We start from the raw sequence: 15,180 nt of genomic DNA on the forward strand, positions 1-15,180 counted from the left end.
GTGGGCCAATGTCCGGCATGGCGCATGCCGGAGGCGATGCTTTGTGGGAACCCTACAAAAGGCGACCCGCGCCACACTGCGCGGTGCCGGATTCTCGCGAGGTCTGCCACAAAGCACACGGGAACCCTACGCCGAGGGTGACTAGGAAAACATCTTGTTGCGACCCCTATGTTCAGGAGGCCAGCAGCACGTCCGACTCCAGTACCTGCCCCAGTTCCCGCCGCTCGGCCGCCGACAACGGCACGGCGGCCACGCTGCACCGCCCGTCCGGCCCGGGCGCGGTGGTGATCGCGAGAACGGGCTTCCCGTCGACCTCCCGCAGGGTGACGCGGCCCCCGCACGACAGGTCCACGGAGACCCCGGGCCGGTCGTGCTGCCGGCCCAGCCAGCGGCTGACGAAGTCGAAGGTCATCGCGTCCTCCCTCGGTGCGGGCGTTCTCCCGAGCACAGGTGTCGGGGTTTAATGCCCCGGATACACCCGGTTCACACCCCGGACGGCCGGAATTCCGGGTTTGCCGCCGAACAGGCCCGCCGCCGATCCGCGCTCGCGGGCTCAGGGCAACGGGATGCTGTGGCGGTCCATCAGGTGCACGGCGACGGCCGAGGTGGCGTTGGAGAGCGGGTTGGGCCGGCCGCCGCCCCAGGCTTGGTCCATCGTGCCGCAGCGCGGGCAGGTGAACGTGTAGGCCTGCCGGCCGTTGTTGTCCACGACTTCGATCAGATGAATGCTGTAGTGCGCCATCAGGCCCGACTTCTCGACATCGACGGAACAGAAGAAGCAGGATGTGGCTTGGGGTTTGCCGCCGAACAGGCCCATCGGTGTCTCCTCGTGGTCTTGACGCGGTGGTCGAGCGGGTCGCGGCTTGCCTCGTCCGGCGCTCTCGAAATCCAGCCTCCATGTCGCGCGGCGGTGGCGGATTGCTCGCGTATCCCGCCCGTTTCGCCCGAACGGACGAACGGCGGCCGCGGCGAGTGGCGGCTGTCCTGCATCCATGGGTCGCCCCGGGATCCGCCGCGCATGAGACGCGGCGACCCGGGAACCGCGGGCAGGCTGGCCGGATGGAGTTCGCACAGCTGGCCTCGGTGGCGCGGGACCTCTTCTCCGCGAAGCTGGTCTACGGCGAGCCCGTCGAACGGGACGGCGTCGTCGTCATCCCCGCGACCACGGTGTTCGGGGGCGGGGGTGGCGGCGCCGCGGAGACGCTGCCCCTGCGCGAAGGCGCCGGGTTCGGGGTGCTCGCGCGGCCCGCCGGGGCGTTCGTCCTGCGGGACGGCTCCGCGAAGTGGGTGCCGGCCGTCGACGTGACGCGGCTCGGGCTCGTCGCGGTCGTCGCCGTCGTCGCGGTGGCGAAAGTCTTCACCAAGCGCGCCGGCCGGTGAAGAGTTCACCGCCGGTTCTCGTCCGCGTTCGCGTTGGCGGCCTAGCGTCGGGCCGTCACCGATGCGGAGGTCGGCATGGATTTCAGCAGGCGCACGCTCCTGCGCGCGAGCGGACTGGCCGCGGCCTCGGGGCTGCTCCCCGGCGTCGCGTTCGCGGAGCAGCCGGGCGGTAGCGGCACCCGGACCCGGACCGTCACCGGCACCTTCACCCCCGACATCCCGGACTGGTACTACCTGCCCGTCGACGTCCCGCGCGGCGTCAAGCAGATCGACGTCGTGTACTCCTACGACAAGCCCCCGGTGCCCGCCGGCACCCGCGGGAACGCCTGTGACATCGGCGTGTTCGGACCCGAGGGCCACGAGCTGGGCAACACCCGCGGGTTCCGCGGCTGGTCCGGCGGCTTCCGCGACCGGTTCTCGATCAGCGCGTCCGAGGCGACGCCCGGCTACCTCGCCGGGCCGGTCAAGCCCGGCCGCTGGCACGTCATCCTCGGGCCGTACACCGTCGCGCCGCAGGGCCTGAACTATCGCGTCGACATCACGCTCACCTTCGGGCCGGACGGCCCGCCGTTCAGGCCGAACCCGGCGCCCGAGACCGCGCCCGCCCGGGAGAAGGGCCGCGCCTGGTACCGCGGTGACAGCCACCTGCACACCGTCCACTCCGACGGCCGCCGCACACCCGAGCAGCTGGTCGCCGACGCGCGCGCCGCGGGCCTCGACTTCATCGTCTCCACCGACCACAACACGTCCAGCGCGCAGCTGCGGTGGGGCGAGCACGCCGTCGACGACCTGCTGATCCTCAACGGCGAAGAGGTGACGACGCGGTCCGGGCACTGGCCCGCGATCGGCCTGCCCGCCGGCACCTGGATCGACTGGCGCTACCGCGCGGCCGATCCGCGGGACTTCCGCCGGTTCACCGACCAGGTGCACCGCGCGGGCGGCCTGGTCACCGCCGCGCACCCGTTCGCCAACTGCTTCGGCTGCACGTACGAGTTCGCCTACGAGATCGCCGACCTCGTCGAGGTGTGGAACGGCCCGTGGACCCAGGACGACGAGGCGAGCGTCATCCACTGGGACGGCCTGCTGCGCGGCGGCCGGTTCATCCCGGCGATCGGTGACTCGGACGCGCACAACCCGGACCAGCGCGTCGCGCTGCCGCACACCGTCGTGCTCGCCGATCGGCTGCGGCGCCGGGAACTGCTGGCCGGGCTGAAGGCCGGCCGGTCGTGGCTGGCCGAGTCGGCGGCGGTCCAGCTGGACTTCACGGTCGCCGGTGGCGGCCGGTCGGCGGGTATCGGCGACCGGCTCCCGGTGGGAATCGGCACGCCGGTGACCGTGCGCGCCGTCGTCGGCGGGGTGCCGGGCACCACGGTGACGTTCCTCGACCAGCTGGGCCCGGAGCACGTCGAGACCGTCGGCGACGCCGGGGTGGCGACCGTCACCTGGACCACCTACCCCCGCTACAGCCGCTGGGTGCGCGTCGAGGTGCGGCGGCCCTCGGGCGGACCGAACACGACGTCGCCCAACGCCATGGTCGCGATGTCGAACCCGATCTTCCTCGGTACTGGCGACTGAACCCCGGCCCGCGCCCCGCGTCCTCCGAGAGGGCAGACTGGTGCGAACGGGTGATGGGGAGGCAGTGTGCGTGGATGTGGCCTGAAGGTGGCCATCTTCCTGGGGGCGGTCGTCGTGCTGACGGCGGGGATCGTCGTGGTGGCGGTGCTCGTGCGCAGCCCGGTCCGGTCGCCCGGGTGCACGGTGACGCCACCGGGGGACGGCGGCGGGGCCTTCACGTTCACCCCGGAGCAGATGAACAGCGCCGCGACGATCTCGGCCGTCGGCACGAAGCTGGGCCTGCCCGCCCACGCGGCGACGGTCGCGCTGGCCACGGCGTTGCAGGAGTCGAAGCTGCAGAACCTCGAGGGTGGTGACCGCGACTCGGTCGGGCTGTTCCAGCAGCGGCCCAGCCAGGGCTGGGGCACGGTCGCGCAGCTGCGCGACCCGGTCTACGCGTCGACGGCGTTCTACGAGAAGCTCGAGAAGCTGCCGGGCTGGGAGACGATGCCGATCACCGAGGCGGCCCAGGCCATCCAGCGCTCCGGCGCCCCGGACGCGTACGCGCAGTGGGAGACGCAGGCCCGCGGCATGGCGGCGGCGTTCAACGGCCAGTGGCCGGCCGCCCTGACCTGCCGCAACCTGACCCTGGCGCCGCCCGCGGACGTGGCGGCGGCGGCGACGGCGGAGCTGGGCACCGCGAAGCTGAGCGGAGCACACCCGGCGGCCCAGGGCTGGACGTACGCGACCTGGCTGGTCGGCCGCGCGGAGGCGCTGGGCGTCGACAGGGTGAGCTTCGCCGGCCAGACGTGGACGGCGGAGTCCGGAGCCTGGGCCCAGGACACCGCCGCCGGCCCGGATCTCGCACTGCACCAGGCCCCGGCGGCGCCACCGAGCCAGTGACGAAAAGCCGTGAAGGCCTCCTTACCGGCTCTTATGGCCGGTAAGGAGGCCTTCACGGCTTTTGTGCCGTGCCTTTCCGGGCGGCGACGTTCAGGACGCCTCCACAGTGGACTCCGGGTACCGGGTGCGGAGCAGGCCGCGGCAGAAGTGGGCGTTGCCCTCGATGGAGATCCGGACCGACCGCGCGAACCGCAGCCGCAGCGGGATCTCCGCACGCGGGAACGGCGTCCCGTGCTCGTCGACCAGCACCGGTGCCGACGGCTCGAGTGACAGCCCGAGCGCCTCGCGACGTCGCAGCAGGGCGTGCGAAGCGGGCACCGGCGGCAGGTCCGCCAGCGTCACCGCGTGCAGGTCGACGTGCTCGTCGGCGCGCAGCAACACCGTCAAAGCGCGTTCCATCGCGGCCTGGTGGGCTTTGCGGCGGAACGTCTGCCGGAGCTCTTCGAGATCCTCCTCGGCCTCGTGGCCGAAGGTGCCGCGGTAGCCCGCGTCGGCGGCGAGGCCGCGGTTGATCAGGTCCGAGTCGTGGTGGTCGTCGAGCATGACCACGACTTCGGTCGTCCACGGCAACGCGGTCAGCACGTCCTTCGCGTCCGACGCCATGAGGTAGGCGAAGTTCGGCGCGCAGAACGACGTCGGGAGTCGCAAGTGGACAGTGACGCGCCCGCCGTCGACGTCGACCGAGTGCACGAAGCCGAGGTCGGTGATGGGCTCGTCGAGCTCCGGGTCGAGGACCGCGTCCAGCGCGGTGTAGGCGTCCACCTCAGGCCACCGACACGGCCTGCGTCTCGATGGGCGCGAGCTGCAGCTCCGACGGCACCGGGATGTCGTACATCTTCGCCGCGTTGAGCCCGAGGATCTTCTTCTTCTGGTCGACGGTCAGTGGCGCGTACTCGGGCAGGTCCTCCGGGATCTGGAAGTCGACGAACCGCTCGACCAGCCAGCGAGGCGTCCAGATCGCGTAGTCGCTGGAGAACTGGATGCGGTCCTCGTCCAGCCAGTACAGCAGCTCGCCGATGATCTGCGCGAAGTACTTGGGCCGGGTGTGGATGAACGGCATCGCGACGGCGAGGCCCGCGTGCACGTTCGGCTCCTGCGTGGCGATCCAGCAGAAGTCCTCCAGCCGCGGCAGCCCGCAGTGCTCCACGACGAAGTTCAGGTCGGTGAAGTCGGTGGCCGCGTGGTCGACGTCGGCGACGTCGAAGGCGTCGCGATCGAGGGGCCGGATCGTCGGTCCTTTGTGGACGTGGATGTTCTTGACGCCCAGTTCCTGGCAGGCTTCCAGGTACTTGTACGTCCACGGGTCGTTCAGCTTGTAGCCGCGCGAGTCACCTTGCCACTCGGCGGTGTAGAGCTTGACGCCCTTGAGGCCGAAGCGTTCGGCGTCACGCCGGAACTGGTCGAGGCCCGCTTGTTCGAGCCGCGGGTCGAAGTTGTGGTTGTAGGTCAGCTTGCCCGGGTGCTTCCGCGTCAGCGCGAACGCTTCCTCGGTCTGGCCGAAACCGTTGTGGTAGAACGCGCCCAGGTGGGCCGGCTGGAAGATCGCGTGGTCGACGTAGCCGTCTTCGAACAGGTCCTTCACCAGCCGCTCGCCGCCCTGGTAGAGGTAGTCCTCGTACGGCCACACCTCGGACTCCGGGCTGAGGTTGCGGTGGTAGTCGTAGAAGCAGTCGATGAACTGCTTGCCGTGGATGTTGCGCTGGTTCTCCGGGCGCGCGTCCCAGAGCGCCACGTGGGCGTCCACGATGAAGTAGTTTTCGCCGTCCTTGCTGTACATGTGCGTCCTCCGCGTTCGTGACCGCCGTTGGCCCGTGCTGGCGACGGTAGGCACGCAGGCCCTGGTCAGGGACCCACCCGGTGTCTCGATATGAGACAGGCGAGGGCGGCCGGCGGACGTAGCTTGGGGGAGTCCGACGCAGCGGAGGTCGAGGTGGAGCAGCCGCAGGTGCACGTCACGCGCTCGTTCGACGTGCGCGGAGCCGCCGCGATCGCGCCCCGGCTGCGGGCGTCCTGGCAGCGCAGCGTGCGTTACGGCGTGCCCGAGGACGAGGTCCTGCCGGTGTTCTCGGGCGCGGTCGACACCGGTTCGCTGCTCTACGAATGCGGCACCGAGGTGCTGCGCGGCCTGCAGGCGACCCTGGCCAACGAGCCGATCAGCCTGATGATCACCGACAGCGAAGGCCTGGTGCTGAGCCGGCTGTGCACGGACGTCTCGATCAGCCGCTCGCTCGACAAGGTGCACCTCGCGCCCGGCTTCTCCTACGCCGAGCGCAACGCGGGCACCACCGGGCTCGGCCTGGCGCTCGCCGACCGCGCGCCGTCGCTGGTGCGCGGCGGCGAGCACTACTGCACCGACCTGCGCGGCTACACCTGCGCGGCGGTGCCGGTGCTGGATCCCATCACCGGCACGCTCGCCGGCAGCGTCAACCTGACGACGTGGTCGGAGCAGTCGTCCGAGCTGCTGCTGGCGCTGGCCCAGGCCGCGGCCGGGAACACCGCGGCGCTGATGCTGGCCCGCGCGTCCGGCCGGATCGCCCGCCCGACCCCGCGCGGCGAGGTGTTCCGCGTGTACGCCGACCGCGTCGACCCCGGTGACCTGCCGCGGCTCTCACCCGCCTGGACCACGGCGGTCGCCGAGACGCGGGCGGCGCTGGCCGGCGGCCGGGTCGTCGCCGTCGTCGGCGAACCGGGCGCGGGCAAGACGGCGCTGGCGTCGCTGGCGCACCGGGAGGTGCGGCCCCGCGACCGCGTGCTCAACGCGCGCCCGCCCGCGCCCGACGACGTCGACACGTGGCTCACGCTCTGGACGCCCGAACTGACGAAGGACGACACGTGCGTCATCGTGTCGGGCGTGGACGCGCTGCCCGCGTGGGCGGCGGGGGAGCTGGCGCGGCTGTTCACCGAGGCGCGGCACGCGGGCGGCCCGGTCCCGTTCGTGCTGACCGCGGAGGACGCCGACGCGTTGCCCGCGGCGCTGAGCCCGCTGGTCGACCGGGTCGTCGAGGTGCCGGCCCTGCGGTTCCGCCCCGACGACGTCCTCCCGCTGGCGCACCACTTCGCCCGGCGGGACCGCGGCCGCGACGTCACGTTCACGTCGGCGGCGTCGCGCGCGCTGATGGCCTACGACTGGCCGGAGAACGCGAAGCAGCTTCGGCGCGTCATGCGCGAAGCCGCCGCGCGCTCGGACGTCGTCGACACCCCGCACCTGCCCGCGGAGGTGTTCAGCGGGACGGGGCACCGGCTGAGCCGGTTGCAGGCCCTGGAACGCGACGAGATCGTGCGGTGCCTGTCGGAACCGGGGGCGACGGTGGTGCACGCGGCCGCGAAACTCGGCGTGGGCCGCGCGACGGTCTACCGCAAGATGGCGCAGTACGGGCTCAACGCGCGGCAGCTGAAGTCGTAGCGTTTGCGCGGGCCCACCGCACCGCCGGGCCCATCGCGAAGCCCGCGGCCAGGAAGAGCGCGCCCATCAGCAGCCAGCCGGGCAGGCCCCAGCCGATGACGACCGTGCTCAGCAGCACCGGCCCGATCGCGCGCGCCACCGACACCCCGGTGCCGAAGAACCCCTGGTACTGGCCCTGTTTGTCGGCCGGCGCGAGCGCGAAGCCGATCTCCCAGGAGCCCGCCGACTGCAGCATCTCGCCGAGCACCTGCACCAGCGCGCCGACGACCAGCACCGCGAACGCGACCCACGGCGAGGTGCCCAGCGCCGAGAACCCGAAGGCGACGCAGGAGGCGAACAGCAGCACCCCGGACCGGCGGACCATCCGCGCCGCCGAGCCGATGCTCGCCAGCCGGCCGGCCACGCGGACCTGCAGCACCACCACGACGACCGTGTTGAGCACGAACAGCGCGGACACCGTCCAGCCCGGCGCGGCGGTGCGTTCCACGATCCACAGCGGGATCGCGACGCTCAGCAACGGCATGCGCAGCAACAGGATCGCGTTCAGCAGCGTCACCACGGCGTAGGGCCGGTCGCGCAGCACGGCCAGTTTCGGCTCGCCGGTTTCGGGGAGCGCTGACGGCGCCACGGTCGGGAGTGCGAGGAGCAATGCCGCGGTGACCACGAAACTCACGGCGTCGAGCGCGAAGACCGTGAGGTAGGCCGACGCCGTGTCGGCCGACAACGCGAGCCCGCCCAGCCCGGCGCCGACGGCGAGACCGGCGTTGCCCGCGGACTGCAGCTGTGCCCGGATGCGCGTGCGGTGCTCGGGGTCGGCGAGCGCGGCCAGCAGCGCCTGGCGGGCGGCGGCGAGGCCGGTCTGGCAGCTGCCGTAGAGGCAGGCGGCCAGGACGAACAGCAGCGGCGATCGGACGACCACGAAGGCGAGGATGGACACGCTCGTCGCCAGAGCGAGCAGCACCGCGGAGCCGCGGGCGCCGTGGCGGTCGGCGAGGTGCCCGAGCGGGACGCCGGCGACCGAGCCGACGGCCCAGCCGAGCGTGAGGCCGAGCCCGACCTGGGCCGGGCTCAGGCCGACGATCCGCGTGAAGAACAGGACCGAGCAGGTCAGGAACGCGCCGTCGCCGAGCGAGCCGGCCAGCTGGGCGGCCGCGAGCAGCCGTCCGGGCGCCGTCTTCGGAGCCTTCGCGGGGCGTTCCGGAGTCACCGTCATGAGAGCTACGTTAGGGCCCGGGTTGGCCCGATCCCAGATCCAATTATGACCTCGTGCACTGGGCCAATGTAGGGTCGCCGGATGGACTTCCACGTCAGCCTGGCCGGGCGTGGCGACCTCAGCGTCCGGATCTACCGGCAGCTGCGCGACGCCATCCTCGACGGCCGGCTGCGCGAGGGCGAGCGGCTGCCGCCGACGCGCGAGCTGGCGCGGCGGCTGGCCGTCTCGCGCAACACCGTCGCGGTGGCCTACGACCGGCTGACCGCCGACGGGTTCCTCGCCGGCCGTGTCGGCGCCGGCACCTACGTCTGCGCGGAACTTCCCGCGCGGACCCGGCCGCGCAAGGCCCCGTCGGGGGCCGGGCCGCAGCCCAAGGCGGTGTGGCGGTCGCTGCCGCCGCCGGTCGCCCCGGTGGCGCGGGCGCCGGAGTACGACTTCCGCGTCGGCATCCCCGACGTCGCGTTGTTCCCGCTCGAGACGTGGCGGCGGCTGCTCGCGAGCGAGCTGCGGGACGCCGTCGGCTTCGCGCACTACGTCGACCCCGGCGGGTACGAGGGCCTGCGCGCGGCGATCGCCCGGCACGCCGGCGTCGCGCGTTCGGTGCGGGCCGACGCCGACGACGTCCTCGTCACCCAAGGCGCCCAGCAGGCGCTCGACCTGCTGTGCCGGGTGCTGCTCGAGCCGGGGGACCGGGTGGCCATCGAGGAACCCGGCTACCGGCTGGCTAAGCACCTCTTCGCGTCCCACGGCGCCGAAGTCGTCGGCGTGCCGGTGGACGGCGAAGGTCTCGACGTTGCCGCGCTGCCCCCGCGGACGCGGCTGGTGTACGTCACGCCGTCGCACCAGTTCCCGCTCGGCACGCCGATGTCGCTGTCGCGGCGGACGGCGCTGCTCGCGTGGGCCGAGCGGGCGGACGCGGTGATCGTCGAGGACGACTACGACAGCGAGTTCCGGTTCTCCGACCGGCCCCTGGAGCCGTTGCAGAGCCTCGATCGCGACGGCCGCGTCGCCTACGTCGGGTCGTTCTCCAAGACGCTGCTTCCCATGCTGCGCCTGGGTTTCCTGGTCGCGCCCGCGTCGCTGCGGGACGCGCTGCGCCACGCGCGTCAGCTGTCGGACTGGCACGGCGACCTGCCCGCGCAGGCCGCGCTGGCCCGGTTCATCGACGAAGGCCTGTTCGCCCGCCACATCCGCCGCGCGACGAAGGTGTACGCCGAGCGGCACGAGCGGATCACGTCGACCCTGGACCGGGTGTTCGCGGGCCGCCTGCGGCTGATCCCGTCGGCGGCGGGCCTGCACCTGTGCGCCCTGTCCGACGACGACCTCGAGCCCGTCGCCGCCCGCGCTTCCCTTGCCGGAGCGGAAGTCCAGACCCTGTCCGACCTGTGCGGCGGCTATCCCGGGCAGGGCCTGGTGCTGGGCTACGGCGCGATCCCCGTGGAGCGCATCGACGACGGGCTCGCGGCGCTGGACCGTGCCTGGGTCTCGTGAGTTTCAAGTTCGACGTGGTGGTCGGTCCGGCGCCGCGCCGCGATGAGGAGGCCGCCCGCCGAGGTGGCCACGGCTGTCGCGAGGATCAGGAGCCAGCCGTGGCGGAAGTCCGTCAGGTCCGGGGTGCCCGCGAAGATCGCGACCAGCACCGCCGTGCCCAGGACCGTGCCGATCTGGCGGGTCGTGTTGACCATCGACGACCCCGCGCCCCAGCGGGCCGCGGGCAGGACCGTGCCCACCACGCCGGACAGCGACGGCAGGATCAGGCCGACGCCGATGCCGGTCAGCAGCTGCCCCGGCAGCATCGCGCTCGCGTAGTCGCGCGTGGAGTCCATGCGCAGCAACCAGATCAGCACGCCCAGCCCGAACGAGACGCCGCCGAGCGCGACGATCGGGCCCGGCCCGAAGCGGTGCACGAAGCGGCCGCCGAGGATCGACACCGGCACCACCATCAGCGGGCCCGGCGCCAGCGACAGCCCGGCCAGCAGCACCGAGTCGTGCCAGATCGACGTCAGGAACAGCACGTTGCCGAACAGCATCGCGGCGAACCCGGCGGCGAACACCCCGGTCGTCACGCACGCCAGCCACAACGTCGGGACGCGCAGCGCGGGCAGGTCCAGCACCGGCACGGCGTGCCGCGCCGACCGCAGCGGCACCCACGCCAGCGCCACGACGGCCACGACGAACGCCGCCACGACGGCCGGCGAGCCCCAGCCGTGGTCGGGCGCTTCGACCAGCGCGTAGGCCAGTGCGCCGACGCCGACCAGGAGCCCGGCCGCGCCGAGCAGGTCCGGGACGCCGGTGCCCGTGTCGCGGGACTCGCGCAGCACGCGCGGGCCGGCCAGCAGCGTCAGCGCGCAGATCGGCAGGTTCACCAGGAAGACCCAGCGCCAGGACGCCTCGACGAGCAGGCCGCCGACCGGCGGTCCGAGTGCCGCGGCCGCCGCGCCCACCGACGCCCAGACGCCGACCGCCATCGGCCGCCGGTGCGGCGGGAACGCCGTCAGCAGCAGCGCCAGCGACGTCGGCATGACCAGGGCCGCGCCGATCGCCTGCACCGCGCGGAAGCCGATCAGCACGGGGATCGACGGCGCGATCGCGCAGGCGGCCGAGGCGAGCGTGAACACCGCGACGCCGATGAGGAACAGCCGCTTGCGGCCGTAGCGGTCGGCGAGCCGCCCGGCGGGCGCGAGGCACGCGGCGAACAGGACCGTGTAACCGTTGAGCACCCACGACAGCGTCGCGAGGTCGTCGCCCGGGAACGCGGCCCGGATGCCGGGGAAGGCGATGGTGACGATGAACGTGTCGAGGCTGGCCAGGAACGCCGCCGTCGAGACGACCAGCAGCACGAGTCCCGGCTTCGGCGCGGTGTCCGTCATGACCCTCCTAGGTTTGAAAAAGCAACCTAGCCGGGACAGTGAGTTTCAACAAGAGACTGACCAGTTCGGAGCGACCTAGCTCACGCTGCCGCCCGCAACTCTGCCCGCGCCTTGAGCGCCGCGAGGGTGTGCTCGATCGACTCGACGTTGTACCCGGGCCGGTCGACGCGGCCGGTGACCTTCGGCCCCATGAACTTCCGCACGACCCAGCTGCCGATCCGGTACCAGTTCTCGGTGACCACGCAGCCGGTCGCGGTCGGCGTCAGCACGTACTCCCACCGCGACACGCGCGAACCGAGCGGCGTCCGGACGTCGAAGGCGAAGCGGCGGTCCGGCTCGCAGGCGACCACCAGCACCCGCGTCCACCAGCGCAGCTCGCCGTTGCGGTTGCGGCCGCGGAACCGCGCGCCCAGCGCCGGGCCGGTGCCGTCGAGCCAGCGGCCGCCGACGTTCTCCGGGCTCAGCTCGCCCATCCGCGGCAGGTCGGTGACCCACGACCACACCGTGGCCGCATCCACCGGAACGTCGATGCTGCGCGAAATCGTCGGTTCCACACCCGTGACGGTGACAGCGGCCGGCACCACCCGGCAAGGGGATCCGGCGTTGTCCGCAGCGCAGGAGAGCCGGGTGTTCGGCGTGGTCAGGCCCGGTAGGCCGAGTTGGTGAAAAAGTTGCGGCCGAAAGCAGGGTGTAAACCCGGACTTTCTGGGTACTTGGCGCGCGGAGGAGTCTTTACACGGAGGGAGCGGTGGTCAGCGTGATCCCGATCGAGGTCGTGGGGATGGCCGTCCCGGTGCCGGGGGAAGCCCCGCTCATGCTGCTGCGCGAACCGGACGGGGCGCGCCGCTGGCTCGCGATCATGATCGGCTACGGCGAGGCCGAGGCCCTGGTGCGGGCGCGCGAGCAGATCGAGCAGCCGCGACCCGGCACGATCGAGCTGCTCGGCGACGTCCTCGCGGCGTTCGGCCAAGGCGTCGCGGCCGTCGAGCTGACCGAGGTCCGCGACGGCATCTTCTACGCCGACCTCGTGCTCGTCGACGGCACCCGCGTGTCGGCCCGGCCCAGCGACGCGGTCGCGCTCGGCCTGCGCCAGGGCGCGCCGATCCGGGTCGCCGAGGAGGTGCTCGATGTCGCGGCGGTGCAGCTCGAGGTGGAGCAGGAGGCCGAGGGCCCGGCGACCGACGCGCTCGACACCGAGGCCGAGGTCGCCCGCTTCCGCGCCGAGCTCGACGGGATCCGGCCCGAGGACTTCGACCTCTGACGCTCAGCTGCCGTCGCCGAAGTAGCCGACCAGGCTGTCCCAGGACCGCTCGTCCCGCCTGCGCGTCCACCACGACCGGAACGGTCCCGGCGCCATCGCGTGCCGGGTGTAGGACGTCATCGCCGCGCGGTAGACCTGCTCGGCCTGGTCCCACGTGACGCGTTCCTTGCGCCAGGCCAGCACCAGCCGCATCCGCATCGGGTCGCCGGCCAGCGGCCGGACGACCATGCCGGGCTGCTCGGGCGCGGTCGGCTCGACCAGCTGCACCGCCTGGCCGGCCGCGACCAGCTGACGGCCGCCGCCGTTCGGGCACTCGAAGCGGATCCGCGGGGTGAACCCGGCGCGGTGGGCCGCCGCGCGCAACGACGTCAGCGAACCGTCCTCGGGGCCCGGCGGGCCGATCCAGGCGTCGTCCGCGAGGTCGGCCAGCTCGACCTCGGTCCGCCCGGCCAGCCGGTGCCGCGCGGGCAGGCCGATGAAGACCGGGATCCAGGGGAGCATCACCCGGTGCCCGAGGTGCTTGGCCAGCGGCACCTCCTGGTCGTCCGACATGGAGATGACGGCGACGTCGAGGGTCGCGCGCGCCAGCGAGTGGGCCAGCACCGCGCTCGACGGTTCCAAGTGGACGGTCACCTCGACGCCGGGCAGCGCGTCGTCCAGCCGCTCGACGAACGTCGGCAGACAGTCCATTTGGGACGATCCCAGCCGCAGCGGCCCGGTGCCGGTCGAGCCGAGCAGGTCGGCCTCGAACCGGTCGAAGTCCAGCAGCAGCACCAAAGCCCGTCTCAGCGTCTGCTCGCCGGCCGGGGTCGGCGTGACGCCGGTGTGGCTGCGGACGAACAACGGCGTGCCGATCTGCCGCTCGAAGCGCTGCAACACAGCGGCTTTTCGGGGGTTCCGGGTGGCGGAGCCCCCGGCCCGGGGCGGAGGCCCGGATGTCACAGGGACGTCAGCGACGGCTGGGACACGCCCAGCGCGGCGGCCGCCTGCGACAGGCTGCCCGCCTCGGCGATGGCGCAGATCGCCCGCAGCTGCCGGATCTCCAGGGCCATAGCCGGAGTCTATCGCCGCGAGCCATTACCGCCCGGGCGTCCACGGTGTGAGGCTCGGTGCGAAAGCCTGTCCTCCATTACCTGGAAGGGGAGCCGATGACCGGCGACCGAACCCGGCCCGACCTGCGCGCGCTGCTGAACGCGAAGGGGTTCCGGAACTGGATCCGCGACAGCTGGGAGCCCGCCGCCGACGTCGTCGAGGTGCCGGCGGGCACCGCGGAGGCCGCCGCCGCGCACCGGACTCGGCTGTCCGCGGCGCTGCCCGGGCACCGGATCGCGCTCGCGGCCGGCCGCGCCGTGGTGCGGTCCAACGACACCTTCCACGGCTTCCGCGCCGACAGCGACTTCGTCTGGCTGACCGGCTGCCGGCGTGAAGGCGCGATCCTGGTGCTGACCCCGGCCGGGGACAGCCACCACGCGACGCTCTACGTCCCGCGCCCGGCCGAGCCGGACGAGACCGACTTCATCGGCGACGCCGACACCAGCCCGCTGTGGGTCGGGTCCGCGGCCACGCCGGGCGCGTACGCCGAGGCGCTCGGCCTCGAGTGCCGCCCGCTGGAGGAGCTGCCCCGCGGCCTGCGCGGCCGGCACCCGCAGGTGCTGGTCGCCGCCGGGGTCGACCCGGTGCTCGACGCGTACGGCCAGGGCCACAGCGAGCGGCTGCGCACGGTCCTCGCGGAGCTGCGGCGGCTCAAGGACGACTGGGAGGTGGGCCAGCTGCGGGCCGCCGTCGACGCCACCGCCCGCGGGTTCGCCGACGTGCTCGCCGCCCTCCCGGAAGCCGTGCGCGGTGGTGGGGAACGCTGGCTGCAGGGCACGTTCGACCGGCGCGCCCGCACCGAGGGCACCGGCCCCGGGTACACGTCGATCGTCGCGGCCGGGCGGAACGCGCCGGTGCTGCACTGGACGCGCTGCGACGGGCCGGTGGCCGAGGACAGCGTCGTGCTGCTCGACGCGGGCGTCGAGCTGGATTCGCTGTACACCGCCGACATCACCCGCACCTTCCCGGTCTCCGGGGAGTTCACCGCGGCCCAGCGCGACGTCTACGACCTGGTGCACGCGGCTCACCGCGCCGCGCTCGCCGAGGTCCGCGCGGGCCACGACTTCGCCGCGTTCCAGACGACCGCGCTGGGGGTGCTGGCGAAGGGGCTGCACGACTGGGGCGTGCTCCCGGTGTCGGTGGACGAGGCGCTCTCGCCCGACGGGCAGCAGCACCGCCGGTACATCGTCTGCGGCACCGGTCACTTCCTCGGCCTGGACGTGCACGACTGCGCCGCCGCGAGCCCGGCCGCCTACCGGGCGGGGCCGCTGGCCGAAGGGATGGCGCTGGCCGTCGAGCCCGGCCTGTACTTCCACGCCGGCGACCTCACGGTGCCGCCCGAGCTGCGCGGGCTCGGCGTGCGCATCGAGGACGACGTCGTGGTCACGGCGACCGGGTACGAGCTGCTGTCCTCGGCGTTCCCCTCCACGGCCGAGGAGGTCGAGGCCTGGGTCCGCGTGGCATGATGACGTCCGATCGGTAAAGCGAACGATTCGCCGGGCCG

Annotated in this window: 16 protein-coding genes; 7 read left to right on the forward strand and 9 right to left on the reverse strand. The window is 72.9% G+C overall.

The window, feature by feature from the left end; all coding sequences use genetic code 11:
- Positions 1–172: 172 nt before the first annotated feature.
- Positions 173–412 carry a hypothetical protein gene (locus tag MUY22_RS32405; protein ID WP_247050966.1) on the reverse strand — a complete coding sequence of 80 codons (240 nt, stop codon included), beginning with the start codon at positions 410–412 and terminating at the stop codon, positions 173–175.
- A 141-nt stretch (positions 413–553) separates the two neighbouring features.
- Positions 554–817 (reverse strand): hypothetical protein, encoded by a 264-nt coding sequence (locus MUY22_RS32410; RefSeq protein ID WP_247050967.1) that lies wholly within the window; start codon positions 815–817, stop codon positions 554–556.
- A gap of 242 nt (positions 818–1,059) precedes the next feature.
- On the opposite strand from MUY22_RS32410, the gene MUY22_RS32415 reads away from it, so the two are divergent.
- The 3 genes from MUY22_RS32415 to MUY22_RS32425 all read left to right on the forward strand — a co-directional run bounded on the left by MUY22_RS32415 (position 1,060) and on the right by MUY22_RS32425 (position 3,837).
- Positions 1,060–1,380 carry a hypothetical protein gene (locus MUY22_RS32415; RefSeq protein ID WP_247050968.1) on the forward strand — a complete coding sequence of 107 codons (321 nt, stop codon included), beginning with the start codon at positions 1,060–1,062 and terminating at the stop codon, positions 1,378–1,380.
- 75 nt (positions 1,381–1,455) lie between these two features.
- The gene (locus tag MUY22_RS32420; protein ID WP_247050969.1) at positions 1,456–2,955 is read left to right on the forward strand and encodes a CehA/McbA family metallohydrolase; all 1,500 of its coding nucleotides are present in this window, start codon (positions 1,456–1,458) and stop codon (positions 2,953–2,955) included.
- Positions 2,956–3,048: 93 nt separating this feature from the next.
- Positions 3,049–3,837, forward strand: coding sequence for a hypothetical protein (locus MUY22_RS32425; protein WP_247064229.1), 789 nt, complete (start codon positions 3,049–3,051; stop codon positions 3,835–3,837).
- A 90-nt stretch (positions 3,838–3,927) separates the two neighbouring features.
- Here MUY22_RS32425 and MUY22_RS32430 read toward each other — a convergent pair whose 3' ends face one another.
- Positions 3,928–4,599 (reverse strand): iron-sulfur cluster assembly protein, encoded by a 672-nt coding sequence (locus tag MUY22_RS32430; protein WP_247050970.1) that lies wholly within the window; start codon positions 4,597–4,599, stop codon positions 3,928–3,930.
- Between the two features lies 1 nt (position 4,600).
- Positions 4,601–5,614 carry an amidohydrolase family protein gene (locus MUY22_RS32435; protein WP_247050971.1) on the reverse strand — a complete coding sequence of 338 codons (1,014 nt, stop codon included), beginning with the start codon at positions 5,612–5,614 and terminating at the stop codon, positions 4,601–4,603.
- Between the two features lie 123 nt (positions 5,615–5,737).
- Between MUY22_RS32435 and MUY22_RS32440 the strand changes: the two genes are divergently transcribed.
- Positions 5,738–7,240 (forward strand): helix-turn-helix domain-containing protein, encoded by a 1,503-nt coding sequence (locus MUY22_RS32440; protein WP_247050972.1) that lies wholly within the window; start codon positions 5,738–5,740, stop codon positions 7,238–7,240.
- Here MUY22_RS32440 and MUY22_RS32445 read toward each other — a convergent pair.
- Positions 7,215–8,453 (reverse strand): MFS transporter, encoded by a 1,239-nt coding sequence (locus tag MUY22_RS32445; RefSeq protein WP_247050973.1) that lies wholly within the window; start codon positions 8,451–8,453, stop codon positions 7,215–7,217. The two genes, MUY22_RS32440 and MUY22_RS32445, sit on opposite strands and share 26 nt — an antisense overlap.
- Before the next feature lie 81 nt (positions 8,454–8,534).
- Here MUY22_RS32445 and MUY22_RS32450 point away from each other — a divergent pair, with 81 nt between their 5' ends.
- Positions 8,535–9,944, forward strand: coding sequence for a PLP-dependent aminotransferase family protein (locus tag MUY22_RS32450; RefSeq protein WP_247050974.1), 1,410 nt, complete (start codon positions 8,535–8,537; stop codon positions 9,942–9,944).
- Here the strand turns inward: MUY22_RS32450 and MUY22_RS32455 are convergent.
- Both MUY22_RS32455 and MUY22_RS32460 read right to left on the reverse strand, forming a co-directional pair.
- Complete coding sequence (locus MUY22_RS32455; protein ID WP_247050975.1) at positions 9,875–11,323, reverse strand: MFS transporter; 1,449 nt, start codon at positions 11,321–11,323, stop codon at positions 9,875–9,877. The genes MUY22_RS32450 and MUY22_RS32455 overlap by 70 nt on opposite strands.
- 80 nt (positions 11,324–11,403) lie before the next feature.
- Positions 11,404–11,877 carry an SRPBCC family protein gene (locus tag MUY22_RS32460; protein WP_247050976.1) on the reverse strand — a complete coding sequence of 158 codons (474 nt, stop codon included), beginning with the start codon at positions 11,875–11,877 and terminating at the stop codon, positions 11,404–11,406.
- Between the two features lie 194 nt (positions 11,878–12,071).
- On the opposite strand from MUY22_RS32460, the gene MUY22_RS32465 reads away from it, so the two are divergent.
- Complete coding sequence (locus MUY22_RS32465; RefSeq protein ID WP_247050977.1) at positions 12,072–12,584, forward strand: bifunctional nuclease family protein; 513 nt, start codon at positions 12,072–12,074, stop codon at positions 12,582–12,584.
- A gap of 3 nt (positions 12,585–12,587) precedes the next feature.
- On the opposite strand, the gene MUY22_RS32470 is transcribed toward MUY22_RS32465, so the two are convergent.
- Together MUY22_RS32470 and MUY22_RS32475 are read right to left on the reverse strand one after the other, a co-directional pair.
- A complete protein-coding gene (locus MUY22_RS32470) occupies positions 12,588–13,463 on the reverse strand; it encodes a LysR family transcriptional regulator (RefSeq protein ID WP_247050978.1) in 876 nt (291 codons plus the stop codon).
- Between the two features lie 59 nt (positions 13,464–13,522).
- Positions 13,523–13,636 carry a LysR family transcriptional regulator gene (locus MUY22_RS32475; protein ID WP_247050979.1) on the reverse strand — a complete coding sequence of 38 codons (114 nt, stop codon included), beginning with the start codon at positions 13,634–13,636 and terminating at the stop codon, positions 13,523–13,525.
- Positions 13,637–13,732: 96 nt separating this feature from the next.
- Here MUY22_RS32475 and MUY22_RS32480 point away from each other — a divergent pair, with 96 nt between their 5' ends.
- Positions 13,733–15,142, forward strand: coding sequence for an aminopeptidase P family protein (locus MUY22_RS32480; protein ID WP_247050980.1), 1,410 nt, complete (start codon positions 13,733–13,735; stop codon positions 15,140–15,142).
- The last annotated feature ends 38 nt before the right edge of the window (positions 15,143–15,180 follow it).

The organism is Amycolatopsis sp. WQ 127309, assembly GCF_023023025.1.
Classification (GTDB): Bacteria; Actinomycetota; Actinomycetes; order Mycobacteriales; family Pseudonocardiaceae; genus Amycolatopsis.

Excerpts from the sequence above, each read along its gene's own strand:
- MUY22_RS32405 (WP_247050966.1), bottom strand. The coding sequence starts at position 412 with ATGACCTTCGACTTCGTCAGCCGCTGGCTGGGCCGGCAGCACGACCGG.
- MUY22_RS32410 (WP_247050967.1), bottom strand. The coding sequence starts at position 817 with ATGGGCCTGTTCGGCGGCAAACCCCAAGCCACATCCTGCTTCTTCTGT.
- MUY22_RS32415 (WP_247050968.1), top strand. The coding sequence starts at position 1,060 with ATGGAGTTCGCACAGCTGGCCTCGGTGGCGCGGGACCTCTTCTCCGCG.
- MUY22_RS32420 (WP_247050969.1), top strand. The coding sequence starts at position 1,456 with ATGGATTTCAGCAGGCGCACGCTCCTGCGCGCGAGCGGACTGGCCGCG.
- MUY22_RS32435 (WP_247050971.1), bottom strand. The coding sequence starts at position 5,614 with ATGTACAGCAAGGACGGCGAAAACTACTTCATCGTGGACGCCCACGTG.
- MUY22_RS32445 (WP_247050973.1), bottom strand. The coding sequence starts at position 8,453 with ATGACGGTGACTCCGGAACGCCCCGCGAAGGCTCCGAAGACGGCGCCC.
- MUY22_RS32450 (WP_247050974.1), top strand. The coding sequence starts at position 8,535 with ATGGACTTCCACGTCAGCCTGGCCGGGCGTGGCGACCTCAGCGTCCGG.
- MUY22_RS32455 (WP_247050975.1), bottom strand. The coding sequence starts at position 11,323 with ATGACGGACACCGCGCCGAAGCCGGGACTCGTGCTGCTGGTCGTCTCG.
- MUY22_RS32475 (WP_247050979.1), bottom strand. The coding sequence starts at position 13,636 with ATGGCCCTGGAGATCCGGCAGCTGCGGGCGATCTGCGCCATCGCCGAG.
- MUY22_RS32480 (WP_247050980.1), top strand. The coding sequence starts at position 13,733 with ATGACCGGCGACCGAACCCGGCCCGACCTGCGCGCGCTGCTGAACGCG.